The 17,730-nt window shown below is 61.9% G+C and carries 14 protein-coding genes, 10 tRNA genes and 1 pseudogene; 14 read left to right on the forward strand and 11 right to left on the reverse strand.

The annotated features are described in order from the left end of the window. Positions 1-427 (reverse strand): annotated as a pseudogene (locus AB5Y72_RS19120) (IS1595-like element ISKpn3 family transposase); the annotation flags it as partial. Positions 428-1,007: 580 nt separating this feature from the next. Continuing rightward, positions 1,008-3,284, reverse strand: a complete 2,277-nt coding sequence (locus AB5Y72_RS19125) for an immune inhibitor A domain-containing protein (RefSeq protein ID WP_325782011.1) — start codon at positions 3,282-3,284, stop codon at positions 1,008-1,010. Positions 3,285-3,717: 433 nt separating this feature from the next. Here AB5Y72_RS19125 and rraB point away from each other — a divergent pair, with 433 nt between their 5' ends. Continuing rightward, positions 3,718-4,053 (forward strand): ribonuclease E inhibitor RraB, encoded by a 336-nt coding sequence (gene rraB, locus AB5Y72_RS19130; RefSeq protein WP_042078026.1) that lies wholly within the window; start codon positions 3,718-3,720, stop codon positions 4,051-4,053. 76 nt (positions 4,054-4,129) lie between these two features. Here the strand turns inward: rraB and AB5Y72_RS19135 are convergent, their stop codons facing one another. After that, positions 4,130-6,100: a putative bifunctional diguanylate cyclase/phosphodiesterase gene (locus AB5Y72_RS19135; protein WP_368199457.1), complete on the reverse strand. Its 1,971-nt coding sequence runs from the start codon at positions 6,098-6,100 to the stop codon at positions 4,130-4,132. A gap of 171 nt (positions 6,101-6,271) precedes the next feature. Between AB5Y72_RS19135 and AB5Y72_RS19140 the strand changes: the two genes are divergently transcribed. Further along, positions 6,272-6,766: a hypothetical protein gene (locus AB5Y72_RS19140; protein ID WP_042078021.1), complete on the forward strand. Its 495-nt coding sequence runs from the start codon at positions 6,272-6,274 to the stop codon at positions 6,764-6,766. 74 nt (positions 6,767-6,840) lie between these two features. Here AB5Y72_RS19140 and AB5Y72_RS19145 read toward each other — a convergent pair whose 3' ends face one another. From AB5Y72_RS19145 to rsgA, 5 genes are read right to left on the reverse strand one after another with little or no spacing between them, the layout of a single operon-like run. Next, positions 6,841-7,242 (reverse strand): hypothetical protein, encoded by a 402-nt coding sequence (locus tag AB5Y72_RS19145; RefSeq protein WP_325782013.1) that lies wholly within the window; start codon positions 7,240-7,242, stop codon positions 6,841-6,843. A 2-nt stretch (positions 7,243-7,244) separates the two neighbouring features. Next, positions 7,245-7,496: a DUF2960 domain-containing protein gene (locus AB5Y72_RS19150; protein WP_161469749.1), complete on the reverse strand. Its 252-nt coding sequence runs from the start codon at positions 7,494-7,496 to the stop codon at positions 7,245-7,247. Between the two features lie 4 nt (positions 7,497-7,500). Next, positions 7,501-7,752 carry a VF530 family DNA-binding protein gene (locus tag AB5Y72_RS19155; protein WP_042078015.1) on the reverse strand — a complete coding sequence of 84 codons (252 nt, stop codon included), beginning with the start codon at positions 7,750-7,752 and terminating at the stop codon, positions 7,501-7,503. Next, on the reverse strand, positions 7,749-8,621 hold the full coding sequence (asd, locus tag AB5Y72_RS19160; RefSeq protein ID WP_325782014.1) for an archaetidylserine decarboxylase: 873 nt from the start codon (positions 8,619-8,621) through the stop codon (positions 7,749-7,751). The genes AB5Y72_RS19155 and asd overlap by 4 nt, the downstream gene beginning before the upstream one ends. 30 nt (positions 8,622-8,651) lie before the next feature. Beyond that, the gene (gene rsgA / locus AB5Y72_RS19165; protein ID WP_368199458.1) at positions 8,652-9,686 is read right to left on the reverse strand and encodes a small ribosomal subunit biogenesis GTPase RsgA; all 1,035 of its coding nucleotides are present in this window, start codon (positions 9,684-9,686) and stop codon (positions 8,652-8,654) included. A 92-nt stretch (positions 9,687-9,778) separates the two neighbouring features. On the opposite strand from rsgA, the gene orn reads away from it, so the two are divergent. The 7 genes from orn to AB5Y72_RS19200 all read left to right on the forward strand — a co-directional run bounded on the left by orn (position 9,779) and on the right by AB5Y72_RS19200 (position 11,097). Further along, on the forward strand, positions 9,779-10,324 hold the full coding sequence (gene orn / locus AB5Y72_RS19170; RefSeq protein ID WP_368199459.1) for an oligoribonuclease: 546 nt from the start codon (positions 9,779-9,781) through the stop codon (positions 10,322-10,324). Positions 10,325-10,501: 177 nt separating this feature from the next. Further along, positions 10,502-10,577: transfer RNA gene (locus AB5Y72_RS19175), tRNA-Gly, on the forward strand. A 24-nt stretch (positions 10,578-10,601) separates the two neighbouring features. After that, positions 10,602-10,677 (forward strand) — tRNA-Gly (locus AB5Y72_RS19180). 31 nt (positions 10,678-10,708) lie between these two features. Then, positions 10,709-10,784, forward strand: a tRNA-Gly gene (locus AB5Y72_RS19185). Positions 10,785-10,808: 24 nt separating this feature from the next. Then, positions 10,809-10,884 (forward strand) — tRNA-Gly (locus tag AB5Y72_RS19190). A 37-nt stretch (positions 10,885-10,921) separates the two neighbouring features. Continuing rightward, positions 10,922-10,997: transfer RNA gene (locus tag AB5Y72_RS19195), tRNA-Gly, on the forward strand. Positions 10,998-11,021: 24 nt separating this feature from the next. Beyond that, positions 11,022-11,097, forward strand: a tRNA-Gly gene (locus AB5Y72_RS19200). 637 nt (positions 11,098-11,734) lie between these two features. Here AB5Y72_RS19200 and AB5Y72_RS19205 read toward each other — a convergent pair. From AB5Y72_RS19205 to AB5Y72_RS19215, 3 genes are all read right to left on the reverse strand, one after another. After that, the gene (locus AB5Y72_RS19205) at positions 11,735-11,944 is read right to left on the reverse strand and encodes a cold-shock protein (RefSeq protein WP_005297820.1); all 210 of its coding nucleotides are present in this window, start codon (positions 11,942-11,944) and stop codon (positions 11,735-11,737) included. Between the two features lie 296 nt (positions 11,945-12,240). Next, the gene (locus tag AB5Y72_RS19210) at positions 12,241-12,909 is read right to left on the reverse strand and encodes a LysM-like peptidoglycan-binding domain-containing protein (protein WP_042078011.1); all 669 of its coding nucleotides are present in this window, start codon (positions 12,907-12,909) and stop codon (positions 12,241-12,243) included. A gap of 99 nt (positions 12,910-13,008) precedes the next feature. After that, complete coding sequence (locus AB5Y72_RS19215; protein ID WP_368199460.1) at positions 13,009-15,111, reverse strand: methyl-accepting chemotaxis protein; 2,103 nt, start codon at positions 15,109-15,111, stop codon at positions 13,009-13,011. Positions 15,112-15,362: 251 nt separating this feature from the next. Here AB5Y72_RS19215 and gltX point away from each other — a divergent pair, with 251 nt between their 5' ends. The 5 genes from gltX to AB5Y72_RS19240 all read left to right on the forward strand — a co-directional run bounded on the left by gltX (position 15,363) and on the right by AB5Y72_RS19240 (position 17,712). Continuing rightward, positions 15,363-16,778: a glutamate--tRNA ligase gene (gene gltX, locus AB5Y72_RS19220; protein ID WP_325782018.1), complete on the forward strand. Its 1,416-nt coding sequence runs from the start codon at positions 15,363-15,365 to the stop codon at positions 16,776-16,778. Between the two features lie 479 nt (positions 16,779-17,257). After that, positions 17,258-17,333: transfer RNA gene (locus tag AB5Y72_RS19225), tRNA-Ala, on the forward strand. A gap of 28 nt (positions 17,334-17,361) precedes the next feature. Beyond that, positions 17,362-17,437, forward strand: a tRNA-Ala gene (locus AB5Y72_RS19230). A 64-nt stretch (positions 17,438-17,501) separates the two neighbouring features. Then, positions 17,502-17,577: transfer RNA gene (locus AB5Y72_RS19235), tRNA-Ala, on the forward strand. A 59-nt stretch (positions 17,578-17,636) separates the two neighbouring features. After that, positions 17,637-17,712: transfer RNA gene (locus AB5Y72_RS19240), tRNA-Ala, on the forward strand. Positions 17,713-17,730 lie beyond the last annotated feature (18 nt).

Below are 17,730 nucleotides of genomic sequence, written 5' to 3' on the forward strand. Positions count from 1 at the left end.
GCTGAATGATGCCGCTGATGGGCTGCTTGTCATCGGACTCTTTCATGGCTTGCAGCAGCTTGTGCTTGAGCATCCAGGCGGTGTCATATTTGACGCCCAACTGGCGCTTTAGCTCCATCGCTGACAAGCCTGTTTTGGTTTGTGACAACAGGTGCATTGCCAGAAACCACTTGGTCAGTGGGAGCTTGGTGTTTGCGAAAATCGTGTTTCCAGTCAATGACATCTGGTGACGGCAGTGATTGCATTGCCACACACGTGGCCGCCTTCTCAGGCGACAACAGGTCTTGTTGGCACATTCAGGGCAGACAAAGCCGTTAGGAAAACGCCAAGTGAACAGCGCGTTTTCGCACTGAGCCTCAGTGCCATAGTCCTTGAGAAACTCAAACAGGCTGTAGCCTTTCTGGAATTGGATTTTGCTTTTGGCCATGATCTCGCACCTCGATAACTGTACGTAAGATCAGTATAGTTCGTGGTAACTGACTGCTAATCATGGGTAATCAGGTTTAAGAAAGTGTGCCTCCGCCCTGCCACACAACCTGTATCAAGCAGAGTTGGCAAGGAGGACACGCGTTGTTCGTAGGAAGTGGGGGTCATGTCAGGGGAGGGGGGCGTACTTTGCTATCGGTTGTCAGATGAAGCAGCGGATCAGGGGGCGGGGATTATTAATCCCGAGCTCGGTGAGCAACCTTGCCAAAGATTGACCAGAGACGCATAACAAAAAGGCCTCGCATTGAAAGCGAAGCCTTGTGGGGTGTGCTATCCAGAGCTGTGGTATTAAAAGTGTCATGAGGATTTTCAATCCCCTGCTCTACCGACTGAGCTATCTGGGCAACGGCGCGCATTAAACCCTTTCTGGACCGAGGTGTCAACCACGGGGTGCATATTGCGGTGTCGTTCGCTCGATAACCGAGCAATCCCCCCTTCATCGGCACTGTTGTCCTGCCTCGCACTGCGTTGTTCGGCGCCGAAAAAGGGGGCCCTGGGCCCCCTGGTCATCAGTGTCGTGCTCAGTGGCGGCTGACGATGATCCGCCCGGTGCTCATGTCACGGGCCTGGCCGGTGACGCCGATCTTGAGCCCGTATTCGGGCAGCAGGCGACCGGCATCCGGGATCTCCTTGCTCTGGTAGCTGCGGGAATCCTTGAACACCCGGTTCGGGGTGATCCAGAAGTCGCGCAGCAGGGTGCCGCTCGGGTGTTTCAGGTTGAGCGGCTGCTGGAAGCCCAGGCTGAAGGTGGCGTCGTGGATCTGGTAGCGGGTGCCGGCCACGGCACCGTCGCTCCACTTGAGGGTGCGCTGATCCGCATCCACCACCCCGAGGAAGCCCTCACCCGGGTGGACACCCACCCAGTTGTTGGCCTGGCTGTTGTCCACGTACCAGAGCAGCATGCCCGGCTCATAGCGCATCAGCTGGTCGGCCACGTTGATGTGGGCCAGCCCCTTGTCCACCCCGGCGTGGTTGCGCCACTCGGCCAGGTAGTAGTGATCCTTGGCCTCGTTGCCGTTGCTCTTCACGAAGCCGGCCAGGGTGAAGGGGGAGCTGCCCTCGGCCCCATCGCTCAGCAGGGTGTCGCCATCGGCGAGGATCTGCAGCTCGTCCACGAACAGCCCGTGTTCGGCCACGCCGCCATCGCTCTGGTATTGCAGGGTGAGGGTAACCTGCTGACCGGCCCAGGGGGTGAGATCGAACTCGGCATCGGTCCAGCCGTTGGAGTTGCCGGTGATGCCGACCCCGAAGCCGACGCCGTTGGGATCGTCGCTGGTGGTCAGGTTGCCCGCGATGGGCTGGCCGTTGACCAGCACCCTGGCGTAATCGTACCCCTCTTCAATCTGATACCAGGCCTTGAAGCCGAGGCTGGCGCTCTGTTTGCCGCTCAGATCCAGCTTGAGACTCATGCGGTTGTCGAGGTTGTTGCCCTTGCCGCCGTGGTACTGGTACTGGCCGGCGTAGGGCGGGTTGAGCGGGATCTGCTTGGCCGGCAGGTTGATGCGCACCACGTCGTCGTTGCGCCCCTTGTCGTTGGCCTGATCCAGCATGTAGACGTTGCCGCGGGGGCTGAGATCGGCGAGCTGCACGTTGCTGCCGTGCAGCCAGTTGCCGCCGAGGGAGGCCTGCAGGAACTCCTTGGCCCAGGCGGAGAACCCGGTCGGCTCGGTGCCGCCGATGACCCCGGCCCAGGAGCCGGAGGACATGATGGACCAGGTCGCCACCGGTTCCCCCTTGCCGGTGTACTTGGTGTCGTACTCGTCCGGCAGCCCCAGATCGTGGCCATATTCGTGGGCACAGACCCCGGCCGCCGCATCGATGGGCTGGATGGTGTAGTCGTAGGCGGCAAACTGGCCGCCGAAGTTCTGGCTCGGGCTGCTGGTGCCGGGGATGGGGTAGGGGGCACCCAGGTTCCAGCGGTGGGCCCAGATGGCGTCTTCGCCGAGATCGCCGCCCCCTGCCTCCTCGCCGACGCTGGAGTGGAAGATCATCAGGTGGTCGATGAGGCCGTCCGGCTCGTTGCGGTTGCCGTTGCCGTTGAGATCGTAGCGATCCTCCTGGTCAAACTGCGCCAGATCGATGGCAGGGTCTCCTGCCACCTGGATCAGCGCCTCCTTCACCAGCTCCCGGATGCTCTCCGGGGTGGCGTTGGCGCCGTAGTGGGCGGCGTTCCTGTCGGCGGTATACCAGCCCGCCACCTGACCGCGCACGCTGTAGCTCTGGCCGGACTGCTGCTCGTAGAACTGGCGCATGGAGATGAACCGCTCGCCGTTCGGGCCGGCATAGCCCTTGGACGAGAACAGCAGATCGTTGTAGTGCGCCGGGGTGTAATCCGGGTAGTACATCTTGGTGAGCTCGGGGCGCACGCTGTTCTTCGGGTAGTCGGGGAAGTCCACCAGGATGGCGAGGATCTTGTCCTTGCGCATCTGGCCCCGGTAGTGCTCTTTCTCGATGGCCTTGAGCAGCAGGGTGGGCACCCGATCGCCGGGACGGGCGGTGCCGTTGAGGCGGATCTTCTTGAGGATGGTCTCGCGCACCTTGCCCTCTTTCACCGCCAGGGTGCCGCCATTGCCCTGATAGGCCCGCGATTTCTCGCGGTAGTAGCGGGCGAGGGCCGCCTGCTCCTGCTCGGGGGAGGCCAGGGTGGGGATGCGGCCGCTTTTTTTAAGCATCTCCAGCACCTTCACCTCGTCGGCCAGGGGGGCATCGAACGGACCGTGGACCGGGGCGGCCATGGCCTGGTTTCCAATCATAAGGGTCGAGCCGACAAGCAGGCTCATTATTGTTTTTTTAGGCATTATCTATGTGCTCCTTCACATGATCAGAAAGGAGCCTGGCGGGCTCCTTTTCCGGGCGGGTGATGATTCACCCGCGTCCCTTGATACCGCCAGGCGGCCCATTTGTCATCCGGGGTGGCGGTGGAGGGAAACCCTGGCTGTCGTGAAGAGGGCAGGGGAATGACCAGGTAAAGTCATAGCGGCAAGGATGTATCCATCGGAATCCAACCTTGGGGTGGAGCATTGCACTGATTTTCCCCTTTTGGGGGGGACCACCATCTGGGAGGAGAGGAGTCCGGCAGTTATCTTCTCCCACCGATTGAGCCAGCAGCACTCTGCGGGTATGCTTTGCCGCAATCATCCCCCCCGAGACCCGGGACGGCGCCGTCCGGTGCACCCGCCAGTCGGGGCTGACCTCCATCCAACACCGCCTGGGGTTTATATGAATACCAATATGCAAGAGTGGCGCGAAGAGACCGCCGCCATCGTCAACGAATTGCTGGCCGATGGCAGCAATCCGGATCTGGAGTATGAGATTGAGCATCACTTTGCCTGCCAGAAGTTCGATCTGCTGGAGAAGGCGGCGGTGGATCTGTTCAAGGCCGGGTTCGAGGTGACCGACGCCGAGGAGATGGAGCTGGACGACGGCGCCACCATCTTCTGCTTCGACGCCACCGTGGAGTGCAAGCTGGATGTGGAGACCATAGTCGCCGACATCGAGAAGATGCTGCCTATCCTCGAGAAGTACGGTGTGGATTACGACGGCTGGGGCACCTACTTCCAGGAGTAAGGGCGCCGGGTGCGCCTGTGCACCCTCAGCAAACACGACAAGGCCACCTCAGGGTGGCCTTGTCGTTGGTAGCGCATCAGGCCGGCAGCTGGTAGTTGCGGGCGAAGTCCGCGGGGGGCAGGGGGCGGCTGAACAGGTAGCCCTGCAGCCGATCGCAGCCGGCCTGCGCCAGCCAGGCCTGTTGCTCCGCCGTCTCCACCCCTTCGGCGGTGATTTTGATGCCGAGCTCGTGGCCCAGACCGATGACGGAGCGCACTATGGCGGTGGTGGCCTGGTTGGTGGCCAGCCCCTGGGTGACGCTTCTGTCCAGCTTGAGGGTCGCCACCTGCAGCCTGGGCAGGTAGGCCAGGGAGCAGTAGCCGGTGCCGAAGTCATCGATGGCGAGCTGGAAGCCCGCCTCGATCAGGCTGGCCAGGTTGCTCTCGATTTCGTCGGCGTTTTCCATCAGCACCCCTTCGGTGATCTCCAGCTCCAGCTGCCAGGGGGCGAGGCCGTGGTGTTCGATGCAGGCGAAGATCTGCGGGCAGAGCTCGGGGTCGCGGAACTGCAGCGGCGACAGGTTGATGGAGAGCACCAGATCCGGCGCCGCCACCTGCCAGCGGGCGAGCTGGGCACAGCCCAGCTCCAGCATCAGCTGGCCGAGCTGGCCGATGAGCCCCAGCTCCTCCGCCAGCGGGATGAACTCGTCCGGGGAGATCATGCCGAACTCCGGATGGGGCCAGCGGCAGAGCAGTTCGGCTCCGTGCAGCCGGTTGCTGTGGGTGCAGATGATGGGCTGGTAGACGGCGGTCAGCTCGGCGGACTTGATGGCGAGCGGCAGCTGGACGGCGATGAGCTGGCGGCGTTTGAGCTTGGCATCCAGCTCGGGGTCGAACAGGGTGCAGTGTTGCTGCTGGCGCTTGCCCTGGGCCAGGGCAGCCTCCGCGTGGCTCAGCAGCCGCTCCGCATCCTTGGCCTTGCCATGGGCGATGCCGAGGAAGACCGGGATCTGGATCCTGTGCTCCTCCACCTGGTAGGGGATCATCAGCTCCTGTTGCAGATTGCGGCTCCACTCGTCCAGGGAGATGGGGAGCTCGGGCAGCAGCAGGGCGAAATCGTCGGCGGCCACCCGGCAGAGCAGGGACTGGGGCGGTGCCAGCCGTTGCAGGCGGCGGGCGACCTGGCTCAGCAGGCGGTCGGCGATGCGGATGCCGAAGCGATCGTTGATCTCGCGAAAGTGCTGCAGGTCGACCAGCAGCAGGCTGGCCTTGCGGGCGCCGAGATGGCGGCTGGTCTGCAGGAAGTGGGAGAGCTTGAGCAGGCCGGTCAGGCTGTCGTAGTGCTGCTCCTGCTGCAGCTGGGCCTGGGTGGTGCGCAGCCCGGTGATGTCGCGGCTCAGGGTGAGGATGCCGAGGGAGTTGCCCTCGTCGTCCGGTACCTCGACCCGGGTGACCTCCAGGTGGCGGCCCTGACCCTGGGCATCCACCACGCAGTATTCCCCCTGCCCCAGGGTCTGTTCGACGGGCAGACGGGGCGGTACACGCCGACCCAGGGCCTCGCTGGCGGCGAGCCCCATGAAGTCGAGGAAGGCCTGGTTGCAGTCGATGAGCACGCCCTGGTGATCCTCGAGGCGAATGAGGTCCGGAATGGCGTCCAGCAGGCGGCGCTGCAGCAGCTGCTGCTGACGATAGGTCTGCTCCAGCTCCTTGCGCTGGTCGATGGCGCTGATCATGGCAAACAGGGCGATGGGTTCACCCTGTCCGTCATAGAGGGGGACCTTGTGGATCTCCATCCAGCCGGTGGCAGCACCGTTGTGGCAATGGAGTTGCTGATGCAGCAGGGGCTTGCCCTCGGCCAGCAGGCGATCGTCCTCCTCGCGGAACACATCCCCCCAGGGCATCTCGGCATCGCACTTGCCAATGACCTCATCCGGGTGCTGCAACCCGGCCTCCCTCGCGAAGACCTTGTTGGCAAACAGGTACCGTCCGTTTGTATCCCGGCAGAAGATATTCATGGGTAACTGGTCGATGATCTGCTGCAGCAGCGCCAGGGAGAGCGAAGAATTCACGGGAGCACTCACGGGGGAGACTTCGAGCAAATCTATGATAACAGGCAAGTTTTGTAAAGCACGGGTTAAGAGTCTGCCATTTCTGCGGATCCCTGCTGACAGTCTGTGTCGCGATCGCCATAATAGCCGCCGGTTGGCCTATGGCCGGATTATATGGATGAGAGAAGCAGCATGAAAAAGATAGTGGGAGTAGCACTGGCCCTGCTGATGGTGGGTTGTGCCAGCGACAACAACGGTGGCGAGCAGTACCGCTATACCCCGCCGGTAGCCAAGGCGACCAACAACACCCAGGAGATGGCGATCCCGGTGGATCTGGTGTGGGCCCGCGCCGAGAAGTGGTTTGGCGATCACGGCCTGAACATCGAGAATAGCCAGCGGGGCTCCGGCCTGATGACCGCCAACGTCGAGAACTCGGCCGAGGGGCTGGAGTGGCTGGATTGCGGCACCATGGGGTCCAAGGTCGCACTGGGCAACCCGAACCTGCAGATCAACCTGATCATCACCCAGAGCGGCAACAACAGCGTGGCGACCGTCAACGTCAAGGGCAACACCCAGCTCTACTTCGTCGAGTCCTCCGGCGAGCGCGTACTGGCCCCCTCCATCACCCCGGTGTGTGTCTCCCGCGGCAGCCTGGAGCAGAGCCTGTTTGCCACCCTCGGCAACTGAGCAGGCCCCAAAGAAAAACCCCGTTGCTTGCAACGGGGTTTTTTTGTGTCTGTCGCTTGCCGCGGGAGTTGCACTCAGCGTGCGCTGTCACCGTGAAACAGCGCCCGCTCGCCGGACTTGAGCACATAGCCCTTCCAGGGATAGAGCTGATAGAGGCCGCCCTGCCAGGACCAGCCGCCCTCTTCCCCCTGACGGATCAGGCGAACCCGCTCGCCGCTCGGCAGGGTCAGCTCGGCCTGGCTCCGATCGTCGTTGAACAGCACGAAGGCGCTGCCGGTTTCGCCCGCCTCCAGAGATTGCAGCCGCACCGCCTGCTCGAACAGCCGCACGCACTGGCCGGTCAGCTCGGACCATTGATAGCCAGCGCTGCCGATGCAACCGTGCTCGTCGCGGTCAGCCCCCACCATCTGGGCCTGCGGTGTGCCGTTGCAGGCGGCCAGCAGCAGGGAGGCGGCCATCAGAGTCAGGGTGCGCATGCTTACTCCTTGGGATCCCGTTCGATGACGATGCTGGAGAACCCCAGCTCCTTGAAGTAGTTCTCCCTGTAGTCCTTCACGCTCTTCTTGTCGCGCCGGCACACCTGGGCCAGCTGCTCCTCCATGGCGTGGAAGCGGGTGAGATCGATGCCCTCGGCGGCGGCCACGGCATCATAGATGCTGTTGAACTTGTCGTTGGCGTAGCCGATCTCTTTGGCCTGCTTCTTGTAGGTGTAGGTAATCTTGAACGCCATGGCGTTATTCCTTCGATGTGGCTTGCTTGCGCTGGACGTAGAGGTAGAGGCTCTCGACCTTCTCCCGCGCCCAGGGGGTCTTGCGCAAAAACTTCAGGCTGGACTTGATGCTGGGGTCCTGGGTGAAGCAGCGGATGTTGATCTCCTGCCCCAATCTTTCCCAGCCATAGTGGGCCACCAATGCGGTGACGATGGCCTCCAGCGTCAGCCCGTGCAGCGGGTTGTTCTTCTGGGGAGTGGGCGACTGTTCGCTCATGCCTGCGCCGCCAGGGTGGCAAAGGGCTGACCCATGCGGGTGGTGACCCCGTTGGCCAGGTGCGGTTCGAAACCGGCCAGCATGCCCGGGCCAAACAGGCAGACGACTGTGCTGCCGAGTTTGAACAGGCCCATCTCGGCGCCTTTTTGCAGGGTGATGGCTTCATCGCCGCTGTAGTCCCAGCGTACCACTTCCTTTTGCTTGGTCGGCGCGATATTGCCGGCCCAGATGGTCTCGATGCTGGCGACTATGGTGGCGCCGACCAGCACCAGCGCCATGGGGCCGTGGGGGGTGCGGAAGGTGGCCACCACCCGCTCGTTGCGGGCGAACAGGTTCGGCACGTTCTCGGCGGTGAGCGGGTTGACGGAGAAGAGATCGCCGGGTACGAACACCATGCTCTCCAGCACGCCGTCCAGCGGCATGTGGATGCGGTGGTAATCCTTGGGCGCCAGATAGATGGTGGCAAAGTCGCCATCCTTGAACGGCGCCACCAGATCCTCATAGCCGCCCAGCAGTTCACGGGCGCTGTAGTCGTGGCCCTTGGCCTGGATGATGCGACCCTGCTGGATGGGACCGAGCTGGCTGACGGTGCCATCCACCGGCAGCGCCAGGGTCATGGCGTCCTCCACCACGGGGCGGATGCCGGGCTTGAGCTCGCGGGTGAAGAAGGCGTTGAAGCTCTTGTAGTGGGCCGGATTCTCGTGCAGCGCCTCGCTCATGTCGACGCCGTACTGCTTGATAAAGGCCTCGATCACCTTGGTGGTGAGGTTGCCGGCCTCGGCGGCGGCCAGCTTGCCCACCAGGCGGGAGAGGGCGTGTTTGGGCAGACAGTATTGACCGGCAATTTTCAGGTTGTCAGTGATGCTCATGATCTTCATCTAAGGAATGAGTTGAATGGGTCACAGCCGCGCCTGTTGGCGACCGTGGCGGGCTTCCTGCATGGTTTCCAGGATGCGGTGATAGTTGCGGAAGCGATCGGCGCTGATGGCGCCGCGTTCGACCGCCGTGCGCAGGGCGCAGCCGGGATCGTCCTTGTGGGTGCAGTCGCGGAACTTGCAGCCGCCCAGGTAGTCGCGGAACTCGACGAAACACCAGGTGATGCGATCGGCTTCCAGGTGCCAGAGGGCGAATTCGCGGATCCCGGGGGAGTCGATGAGGTCGCCGCCGCTCGGGAAGTGGTAGAGCCGCGCCGTGGTGGTGGTGTGCTGGCCGAGTCCCGAGTTTTCGGAGATCTCGCCGGTGAGCACGTCCAGCCCCGGCATCAGGGCGTTGGTGAGGGACGACTTGCCCACCCCGGACTGACCGACGAAGATGCTGATCTTGCCGGTGAGGGCGGCCTTGAGCTCGTCCAGCCCCTCGTCGCTCTCGCAGCTCACCAGCAGCACCTCGTAGCCGAGCTTGCGGTAGGTCTCGAGCTGGCGCTCGACCTGCGCGCGGGCGGCCTCGTCCAGCATGTCGACCTTGTTCAGCACGATGAGGGGAGCTATCTCCACGTCTTCCGCCGCCACCAGATAGCGGTCGACGATGTTGGTGGAGAACTCCGGCATCACCGCGGAGACGATGATGATCTGGTCGATGTTGGCGGCGATGGGCTTGACCCCGTCGTAGAAGTCTGGCCGGGTCAGCACAGAATGGCGCGGATGCACCGCCTCGATGACGCCTGCGGTGGCGGCATTGAGGCCGGGACGCCAGACCACCTTGTCGCCGCACACCAGGCTGCTGATGCTGCTGCGCCTCAGGTTGCTGCGGTGGATGGTGCCGTCGCTCGCCTCCACGTCCGCATGCTGGCCGAAGCGGCTGATCACCACCCCTTCGATGGCGGGTCCGAACAGGGTGTCATCCACCACTGTCGTGTGCTCTTTTTGCAGCCGCCGATCGCGGTTGGCCTGGACGCGCCTTTGTTGACCCAGATTGAGTTTTGCTTTCTTTGCCACGGGGTTTGCCGGTTTATGAACAGATCCAAAGCCAGTATGATACATGCAAATTGGCAAAATTCCGCCATTCCTCCCAACTGAAGAGAGCAATCATGACAGTCAGCGCGCAGAACCTGGTATGGATCGACATGGAGATGACGGGTCTGGACCCCGAACAGAACGTGGTACTGGAGATCGCCACCATAGTCACCGACAAGGACCTGAACGTGCTGGCCGAGGGGCCTGTCATCGCCATCCACCAGAGCGACGAAGAGCTGGCCAAGATGGACGACTGGAACGTCAACACCCATACCAACAGCGGCCTGGTGGCCCGGGTCAAGGCGAGTGAATACGACGAGGCCAGGGCGATCGCCGAAACGCTGGCGTTTATCCGGGAGTGGGTGCCCGAGCGCACCAGTCCGCTGTGCGGCAACAGCATAGGCCAGGATCGCCGCTTCATGGTCAAGCACATGGCCGAGCTGGAAGCCTTCTTCCACTATCGCAACGTGGACGTCAGCACCATCAAGGAGCTGGTGCGCCGCTGGCAGCCGGAGCTGCTGGAGCAGTTCAAGAAGAGCGGCTCTCACCAGGCCCTCGACGACATCCGCGAATCCATCGCCGAGCTGCAGTTCTACCGCGCCCACGTCTTCAAAATCTGAGTGACAGGCAAGGGGTTGCCGTCGTCCGGTTGCTAAAATCGGCAGTTCGGCCAGCTTTTGAGCGAACGGCTGCAACCAGACAAAAAAGCCCTTGCAATTGGAATGTCTGCTCTTATAATTCGGCTCCCGTACAGTAGCGCAAGCAACCAAATGCTGTACGGTCTGTTTTCAGGTTTTGCGGGAATAGCTCAGTTGGTAGAGCACGACCTTGCCAAGGTCGGGGTCGCGAGTTCGAGTCTCGTTTCCCGCTCCAAAATGTGCAGATGATTATTCCGATGCGGGAATAGCTCAGTTGGTAGAGCACGACCTTGCCAAGGTCGGGGTCGCGAGTTCGAGTCTCGTTTCCCGCTCCAATCATCCGCCAGCCTCAAGACAATCCATGTTGCGGGAATAGCTCAGTTGGTAGAGCACGACCTTGCCAAGGTCGGGGTCGCGAGTTCGAGTCTCGTTTCCCGCTCCAATCATGTGCAGATGACATACCGTTGCGGGAATAGCTCAGTTGGTAGAGCACGACCTTGCCAAGGTCGGGGTCGCGAGTTCGAGTCTCGTTTCCCGCTCCAAGCTTGTTTTATGAAGTGCTGCAGATGGTATTCCGTTGCGGGAATAGCTCAGTTGGTAGAGCACGACCTTGCCAAGGTCGGGGTCGCGAGTTCGAGTCTCGTTTCCCGCTCCAACCATGTGCAGACGACATCCTGTTGCGGGAATAGCTCAGTTGGTAGAGCACGACCTTGCCAAGGTCGGGGTCGCGAGTTCGAGTCTCGTTTCCCGCTCCAATCTCTCGTCAAATCCTTCAAATCCAATTTCTCTGCGCCAAGTTCACGCACCCAGTTTCCCAAGACAATGACTGCCATACCCGGTCGGGGTCGCGAGTTCGAGTCTCGTTTCCCGCTCCAATCTCTCGTCAGATCCTTCAAATCCAATCTCTCTGCGCCAAGCTCGCGCGTCCAGTTTCCCAAGACAATACTTGCCATACCCGGTTGGTAGAGCATGATCCGCGCTTGCCAAGGTCGGGGTCGCGAGTTCGAGTCTCGTTTCCCGCTCCAATCTCTCGTCAGATCCTTCAAATCCAATCTCTCTGCGCCAAGTTCGCGCATCCAGTTTCCCAAGACAATGCTTGCCATACCCGGTTGGTAGAGCATGATCCGCGCTTGCCAAGGTCGGGGTCGCGAGTTCGAGTCTCCGTTTCCCACTCCAATCTCTCCTCGAAGCCCTCATCATCCGTTCGCATTGCCCACCACATCGCGCCGTTATGCTTTGCCGGATGCGGCTTTCGGCCAGCTCTGCGCTCACCTTTTCCTGCAAGCAAGATCTAAGTGGCTGATGGCGGCAGCGGTTCGTGCGGGGAGGGGAAATGACGGACAAAAAAATAGGAGGGGCCTTGGCTCCTCCTACAGACTCACTGGTGCCGGCTCAGATAACGGTGACGTTCTCGGCCTGAGGGCCTTTCTTGCCCTGGGTCACAGTGAACTGGACTTTTTGACCTTCAGCCAGGGTCTTGAAGCCTGCACTCTGGATGGAGGAGAAGTGAACGAAAACGTCCGGTCCCTGGGATTGCTCGATGAAGCCAAAACCCTTGGTTTCGTTGAACCATTTTACTTGGCCGGTGCGAATGTCAGACATGTGGTAAGTCCTATCTATAACAAAATGAAACTAAGCCTCGTTAGGCTGCATTTGCCTGGAAGCCAGGGGTTGAAGCATGACTGACCACGTCTCTTTGTCCCAGTAGCATGTAGCACAATCCCTGTCTAAAGCCTGACCGATTGTACTGGAGCCCGATCCCTTGTCAATTTGGCCCTTTTCATTTTTTGAGCAAGCTAAAAGTATTGTGAAGTCAGCGGCTTGTTTCATGCTTCACGTCAAAAAAACGGGAGGCCATGGCCTCCCGTCTGCACGATCGCACTGTGGCTGACTGTGCCTCACTCCTTGAGGGCGAACCCTTCCCCCTGGCGGTCGTAGCGATAGTTTGCCTGACCGAAAGAGCGGATCTCGACCCGCTGGATGCGGCGGCTGGCGTCCACCAGAATGAAGACCGACTTGCCGGACTGCAGTCGGGTCAGCGGGCGATCAGGCCCTTCGATGGCGATGAGACGGCTGAGCTCGGCCCCCGGCAGCTCGAACTTGCGCCAGATGGAGTAGAGGGTCTCGCCCGCCTGCACCTCGTGCTGCAGCCAGGTGCCGTCCACCTTCTCCTCGACCGGCTTGGTCGCGGCTGGCGCGCTGCCGGCCGTCTCGCTGCCCACGGTCAGCGCCTGGGCCGGTACGGCGAGTGGCACAGCAAGGGAACCGGACGGGGCGGCCGCCGGTGCGCTGGGGGAAGGCTCCCAGGCCAGCACTATCAGCCAGAGCGGGATCAGCACCAGTAACCCTATGGTGTGTTTGCGGGGCAGCGGGCTTGCCAGTCTGAACGAGGCCGCCTTTGGCTCCTTGTTGCGCTGACCCAGGCCACTCATGCCCTGGCCGAGGCGCTGGCGCAGGGGCAGGGTAGCCGCGTTGATACGTTGGAGCAGGGTTCCTTGTGATTCGTCTTGGCGACGCTGCTGGGCTCGTCTGTTATGGCCACGTGGGCGACGGTCCGGGGTGGGCACGGCATTTACCTCTCACTACATTGCCTGCCATCAGGCAAATATGCCGCCTATGGTAAACGGACTCGCCCCCGAGGGGGAGAGTCCAGAGCATGAAAATTATCAGTTGAGACGGAATTGTCCCAACAACTGCTGCAAACGCTCCGCCGCCTGACGCAGGGCCTGGCTGGCGTTGGCCGTGCTGGTGGCGTCCCGGGCGATGTCGTTGGCCAGTGCGCTGGTTTTTGACAGATTGCCGGAGACGGTCTCGGAGACAGAGCTCTGCTCCTCGGCGGCGGACGCTATCTGGTAGGTCATGTCGTTGATGGTGGCGATGGCCTGGAAGATGCTGTCCAGCGCCGCCTCCGCCTGATCCGCCTCGCCCACCGCCTGATGGGTCAGCTGCTGGCTCTGCTGGATGGCATTGACCGCGTTGGCCGAGCTGTGGCGGATCTTCTCGATCAGCTCCTGGGTGTTCTGCACCGCCTGCTGGGTATTGCCCGCCAGCTTGCGCACCTCGTCCGCCACCACCGCGAAGCCGCGCCCCTGTTCGCCGGCCCGGGCCGCCTCGATGGCGGCGTTGAGGGCCAGCAGGTTGGTCTGGTCGGCGATGCCCTGGATCACGGTGAGTATGCTGGTGATCTGCTCGCTGTCGTGGGCCAGCCCCTCCACCACTTCGGCGCCCTTGCCCGCCTCGGCGGCGACCCTGTGCATGGAGTGGATCACCTGCTGGAAGCGCACCTTGCCCTGATCCGCCGCACTCTGGGCCTGCTTGGCGGAGTCGGCAGTGTTGTTGGCGTGGGTGGCGACCTCCTGGCTGACGTAGGACATCTCCTGCACCGCGGTCAGCATCTGCTCCATCTCCGCCTGGTGATGCTGCAGGTTGGTGTCGGTCTGGCCGGCGATGCGATCGGTGTCGCCGGCGTGGCGATGCACCTCGCTGGCGGTCTTCTGCACGTCGCCGAGCAGCGCCTGCAGCTTGTCGATAAAGCGGTTGATGCCGCGGGCCAGGGCCCCCAGCTCGTCCTGGGACTGGGTGTTGAGGCGCTTGGTGAGATCCCCTTCGCCGTCGGCGATGTCATCCACCAGGCTGACCATCTGGCGGATGGGGCCGGTGATGCTGCGCGCGATCACCAGCATGGTGGCGAGCGCCAGCGCCAGCACCAGCAGGGCACCGATCAGCTGCTGGGTCATGGCGGCCCGGTTCATGTCGGTGAGCTGGGCTTCCAGCTCGTCGGCCCCCGCCAGCACCACCTGGTAGGGCAGGGTGACTATGATGGCCCAGTTGCGGCTCATGCCAGGCACAGCTATGGGCACCGAGATACGAAACGCCTCGTCGAGCTCCTGGCGCTGTACCTCCGGCTTGAGGTACTGCTGCCAGCCGTCGCCCAGCACCTTGTCGGCCCGGCTGCCGAGCAGGGCGGCATCGCCGCTGGTGCCGGTGATGACACCGGCGGCGCTGACGATCAGGGTCTCCCCCTTGCCGTCATAGATGTTGCTGTTGAGGGACTTGGCCTGACGGCTGATGGAGTCCACCGCCAGATCCAGGGCGGCTATCCCCTTGAACTGGCCGTTTACCAGGATGGGGGTGGTGATGGTGCTCACCAGCACCTGCTGACCGTTGATGTCGACCTTGAAGGGGTCGATGAGGCAGGAGCGCCCCTCCCGTTGCGGGCAGGCGTAGTAGTCGTTGGCGGGATTGCCGAATTCGTCCGGGTCGCTCTTCTCGATGGAGAGCAACAGATCCGTGCCGATCTGATCCTTGTCGCGATAGAAGTAGGGGACGAAGCGCCCCTGGCCGTCGCTGCCCAGCGCCGTCTGACCGGCGAAGCTGGCGTCCTGGCCGTCGAAGCCATTGGGCTCGAAGCCCGCGAAGGCGCCATAGAGCTGGGGTTCCAGACCGAGCTGGGCCTTGAGCAGGTCGGTGGCCTGCTGGCGATCCAGCGGCAGCTTGCCTTCCTGCTGCCGGGCGAAGACGCTGGCCATCTGCTGGGTGTAGGAGAGCCCCTTCTGCAGCAGCTGGGTGATGGTGGCGGCCTCGGCGCGGGCATTGGCGCTCACCTTCTGCCAGGCCTCCTGCTGCAGGGCGGCGCGGCTGGAACTGATGGTGAGCTGCTGGGTCTGCCGGCCCGAGTATTGATTGAGCAGGATCAGGATGACCAGGGCCGCAGTCATGGCGATCCCGGCCAGCACCAGGATGCGATTCTGGATAGAACGAAACTGCATCTTGCGTTCCTTGTGTGGTAGAAGGTTGTCCGAAGTATCGGCAGGGCGGGAGATCTCTCCAGCAATCTCGCCTAGCTAAGCGGAAAAAGAGGTAACATTCTGCGATCCCACTCAAAGTCAGTGGTTTTTACCTGTTTCTCCCCTATTTTACCCTCTGCCTCTCCATGGTTTTCCCATCCGTCATTGTCGGTGCTAAAATGCGACGGTTTTTTTAACGAATTGGCCCAAGGCCCTCTACACAAGGCTTAAAGATGAAAGTCAAGACCCGTTTTGCTCCCAGCCCGACCGGCTTTTTGCATGTCGGCGGTGCCCGTACCGCACTCTATTCCTGGTTGTTTGCAAAGAACCAGGGCGGCGAGTTTGTGCTGCGTATCGAGGATACCGATCTGGAACGTTCCACTCAGGAGGCCATCGACGCCATCATTGAGGGCATGGAATGGCTGGAGCTGAACTGGGATGAGGGTCCCTACTATCAGACCAAGCGCTTCGACCGCTACAACGCGCTGATCGACGAGATGCTGGCGGACGGTCGCGCCTACAAGTGCTACTGCTCCAAGGAGCGGCTGGAAGCGCTGCGTGAAGGCCAGATGGCCAACGGCGAGAAGCCCCGTTATGACGGCAAGTGCCGGGATGGCGCCCACGATCACCCGGCCGATGCGCCCCACGTGATCCGCTTCCGCAACCCCACCGAAGGCTCGGTGGTGTTCGATGACCACGTCCGTGGCCGCATCGAGTTCGCCAACACAGAGCTCGACGATCTGATCATCCGCCGTACCGACGGTGCGCCGACCTACAACTTCTGTGTTGTAGTCGATGACTGGGATATGGAGATCACCCACGTGGTGCGTGGTGAAGATCACATCAACAACACCCCGCGCCAGATCAACATCTACAAGGCGCTGAACGCGCCGGTACCGGAATTTGCCCACGTCTCCATGATCCTGGGTGACGACGGTGCCAAGCTCTCCAAGCGCCACGGTGCAGTCTCCGTGATGCAGTACCGCGACGATGGCTACCTGCCGGAAGCCCTGCTGAACTATCTGGTGCGTCTGGGCTGGTCCCACGGGGATCAGGAGATCTTCAGCCTGGACGAGATGATCAAGCTGTTCAGCCTGGATGCCATCTCCAAGTCTGCCTCTGCCTTCAACACCGACAAGCTGCTGTGGCTGAACAACCACTACATGCGCAGCCTGGATCCGGCTTATGTTGCCAAGCATCTGGCCTGGCACATGGAGCACCAGCAGATCGACACCCGCAAGGGCCCGGCGCTGGCCGACGTGGTGACCCTGCTGGCCGAGCGCTGCAACACTCTTGTAGAGATGGCCGCCCAGAGCCGCTACCTGTTCGAAGAGTACGAGGCCATCGATGAAGCTGCTGCCAAGAAGCATCTGCGTGGCGTCGCGGCCGAGCCGCTGGCTCTGGCCAAAACCAAGCTGGCTGCACTGGATAGCTGGACTACCGAAGCGCTGCACGAGCTGATTGAAGCGACCGCTGCCGAGCTGGGCCAAGGCATGGGCAAGGTCGGCATGCCGCTGCGCGTGGCCGTCACCGGCCAGGGTCAGTCCCCGGCGATCGACGCCGTGATGGCGCTGGTGGGCAAGGAGCGGGTCCTCGCTCGTATCGATCGCGCGCTGGCTTATATCGAAGCGCGTATGGCCGCCGAGTAATTCAGGCTCACCGGTACGGGTCAGTCCCCTTGGCATTGCCGACGCCGTGATGGCGCTGGTGGGCAAGGAGCGGGTGCTGGCCTACATCGAAGCGCGTATGGCCGCCGAATAATTCAGGCTCGCCGGTACGGGTCAGTCCCCTTGGCATCGCCGACGCCGTGATGGCGCTGGTGGGCAAGGAGCGGGTCCTTGCTCGTATCGATCGCGCGCTGGCCTACATCGAAGCGCGCATGGCCGCCGTGTAAGCCGCTGTGAATCACCAGAAGGGCCCCCTGACGGGGCCCTTCGCATTTTGGCCTCGAGCGGATTTGCGACGTAAAACAGGGAGATAGCGGCGAGGTTGGCGGTAAAACCGGCTAACTGCCTGAATTTTGACTAAACGCTCCAACGAGCGAGAATTTTGGGTTGACAGCAAAGCGGGCGATGCCTATCATGCGCCTCCGTTGCCAGAGATAACTTTGGTAGCGCCGAGGTGAGTTGGGGTTATAGCTCAGCTGGGAGAGCGCTTGCATGGCATGCAAGAGGTCCGCGGTTCGATCCCGCGTAGCTCCACCAAATTCTCCTCGAACAATCTGGAATCCAAGGGGTTATAGCTCAGCTGGGAGAGCGCTTGCATGGCATGCAAGAGGTCCGCGGTTCGATCCCGCGTAGCTCCACCAGGTTCCTGATTGAAGATGAAGTGCCCAGGGCAGTGCGGTGTGTATCACCCAGGCCGACCTTTGTGGGGTTATAGCTCAGCTGGGAGAGCGCTTGCATGGCATGCAAGAGGTCCGCGGTTCGATCCCGCGTAGCTCCACCATTATTTGCAGTCACGGACAACCGGCCGCCAGAACCCGTTGTCTAATGAAGAAAGAATTTGGGGTTATAGCTCAGCTGGGAGAGCGCTTGCATGGCATGCAAGAGGTCCGCGGTTCGATCCCGCGTAGCTCCACCAAATTCAGAATGGCTAGAC

This window comes from Aeromonas sp. R7-4, assembly GCF_040908055.1.
Lineage (GTDB): Bacteria > Pseudomonadota > Gammaproteobacteria > Enterobacterales > Aeromonadaceae > Aeromonas > Aeromonas sanarellii.

Excerpts from the sequence above, each read along its gene's own strand:
- AB5Y72_RS19125 (WP_325782011.1), bottom strand. The coding sequence starts at position 3,284 with ATGCCTAAAAAAACAATAATGAGCCTGCTTGTCGGCTCGACCCTTATG.
- rraB (WP_042078026.1), top strand. The coding sequence starts at position 3,718 with ATGCAAGAGTGGCGCGAAGAGACCGCCGCCATCGTCAACGAATTGCTG.
- AB5Y72_RS19140 (WP_042078021.1), top strand. The coding sequence starts at position 6,272 with ATGAAAAAGATAGTGGGAGTAGCACTGGCCCTGCTGATGGTGGGTTGT.
- AB5Y72_RS19145 (WP_325782013.1), bottom strand. The coding sequence starts at position 7,242 with ATGCGCACCCTGACTCTGATGGCCGCCTCCCTGCTGCTGGCCGCCTGC.
- AB5Y72_RS19150 (WP_161469749.1), bottom strand. The coding sequence starts at position 7,496 with ATGGCGTTCAAGATTACCTACACCTACAAGAAGCAGGCCAAAGAGATC.
- AB5Y72_RS19155 (WP_042078015.1), bottom strand. The coding sequence starts at position 7,752 with ATGAGCGAACAGTCGCCCACTCCCCAGAAGAACAACCCGCTGCACGGG.
- asd (WP_325782014.1), bottom strand. The coding sequence starts at position 8,621 with ATGAGCATCACTGACAACCTGAAAATTGCCGGTCAATACTGTCTGCCC.
- orn (WP_368199459.1), top strand. The coding sequence starts at position 9,779 with ATGACAGTCAGCGCGCAGAACCTGGTATGGATCGACATGGAGATGACG.
- AB5Y72_RS19205 (WP_005297820.1), bottom strand. The coding sequence starts at position 11,944 with ATGTCTGACATTCGCACCGGCCAAGTAAAATGGTTCAACGAAACCAAG.
- AB5Y72_RS19215 (WP_368199460.1), bottom strand. The coding sequence starts at position 15,111 with ATGCAGTTTCGTTCTATCCAGAATCGCATCCTGGTGCTGGCCGGGATC.
- gltX (WP_325782018.1), top strand. The coding sequence starts at position 15,363 with ATGAAAGTCAAGACCCGTTTTGCTCCCAGCCCGACCGGCTTTTTGCAT.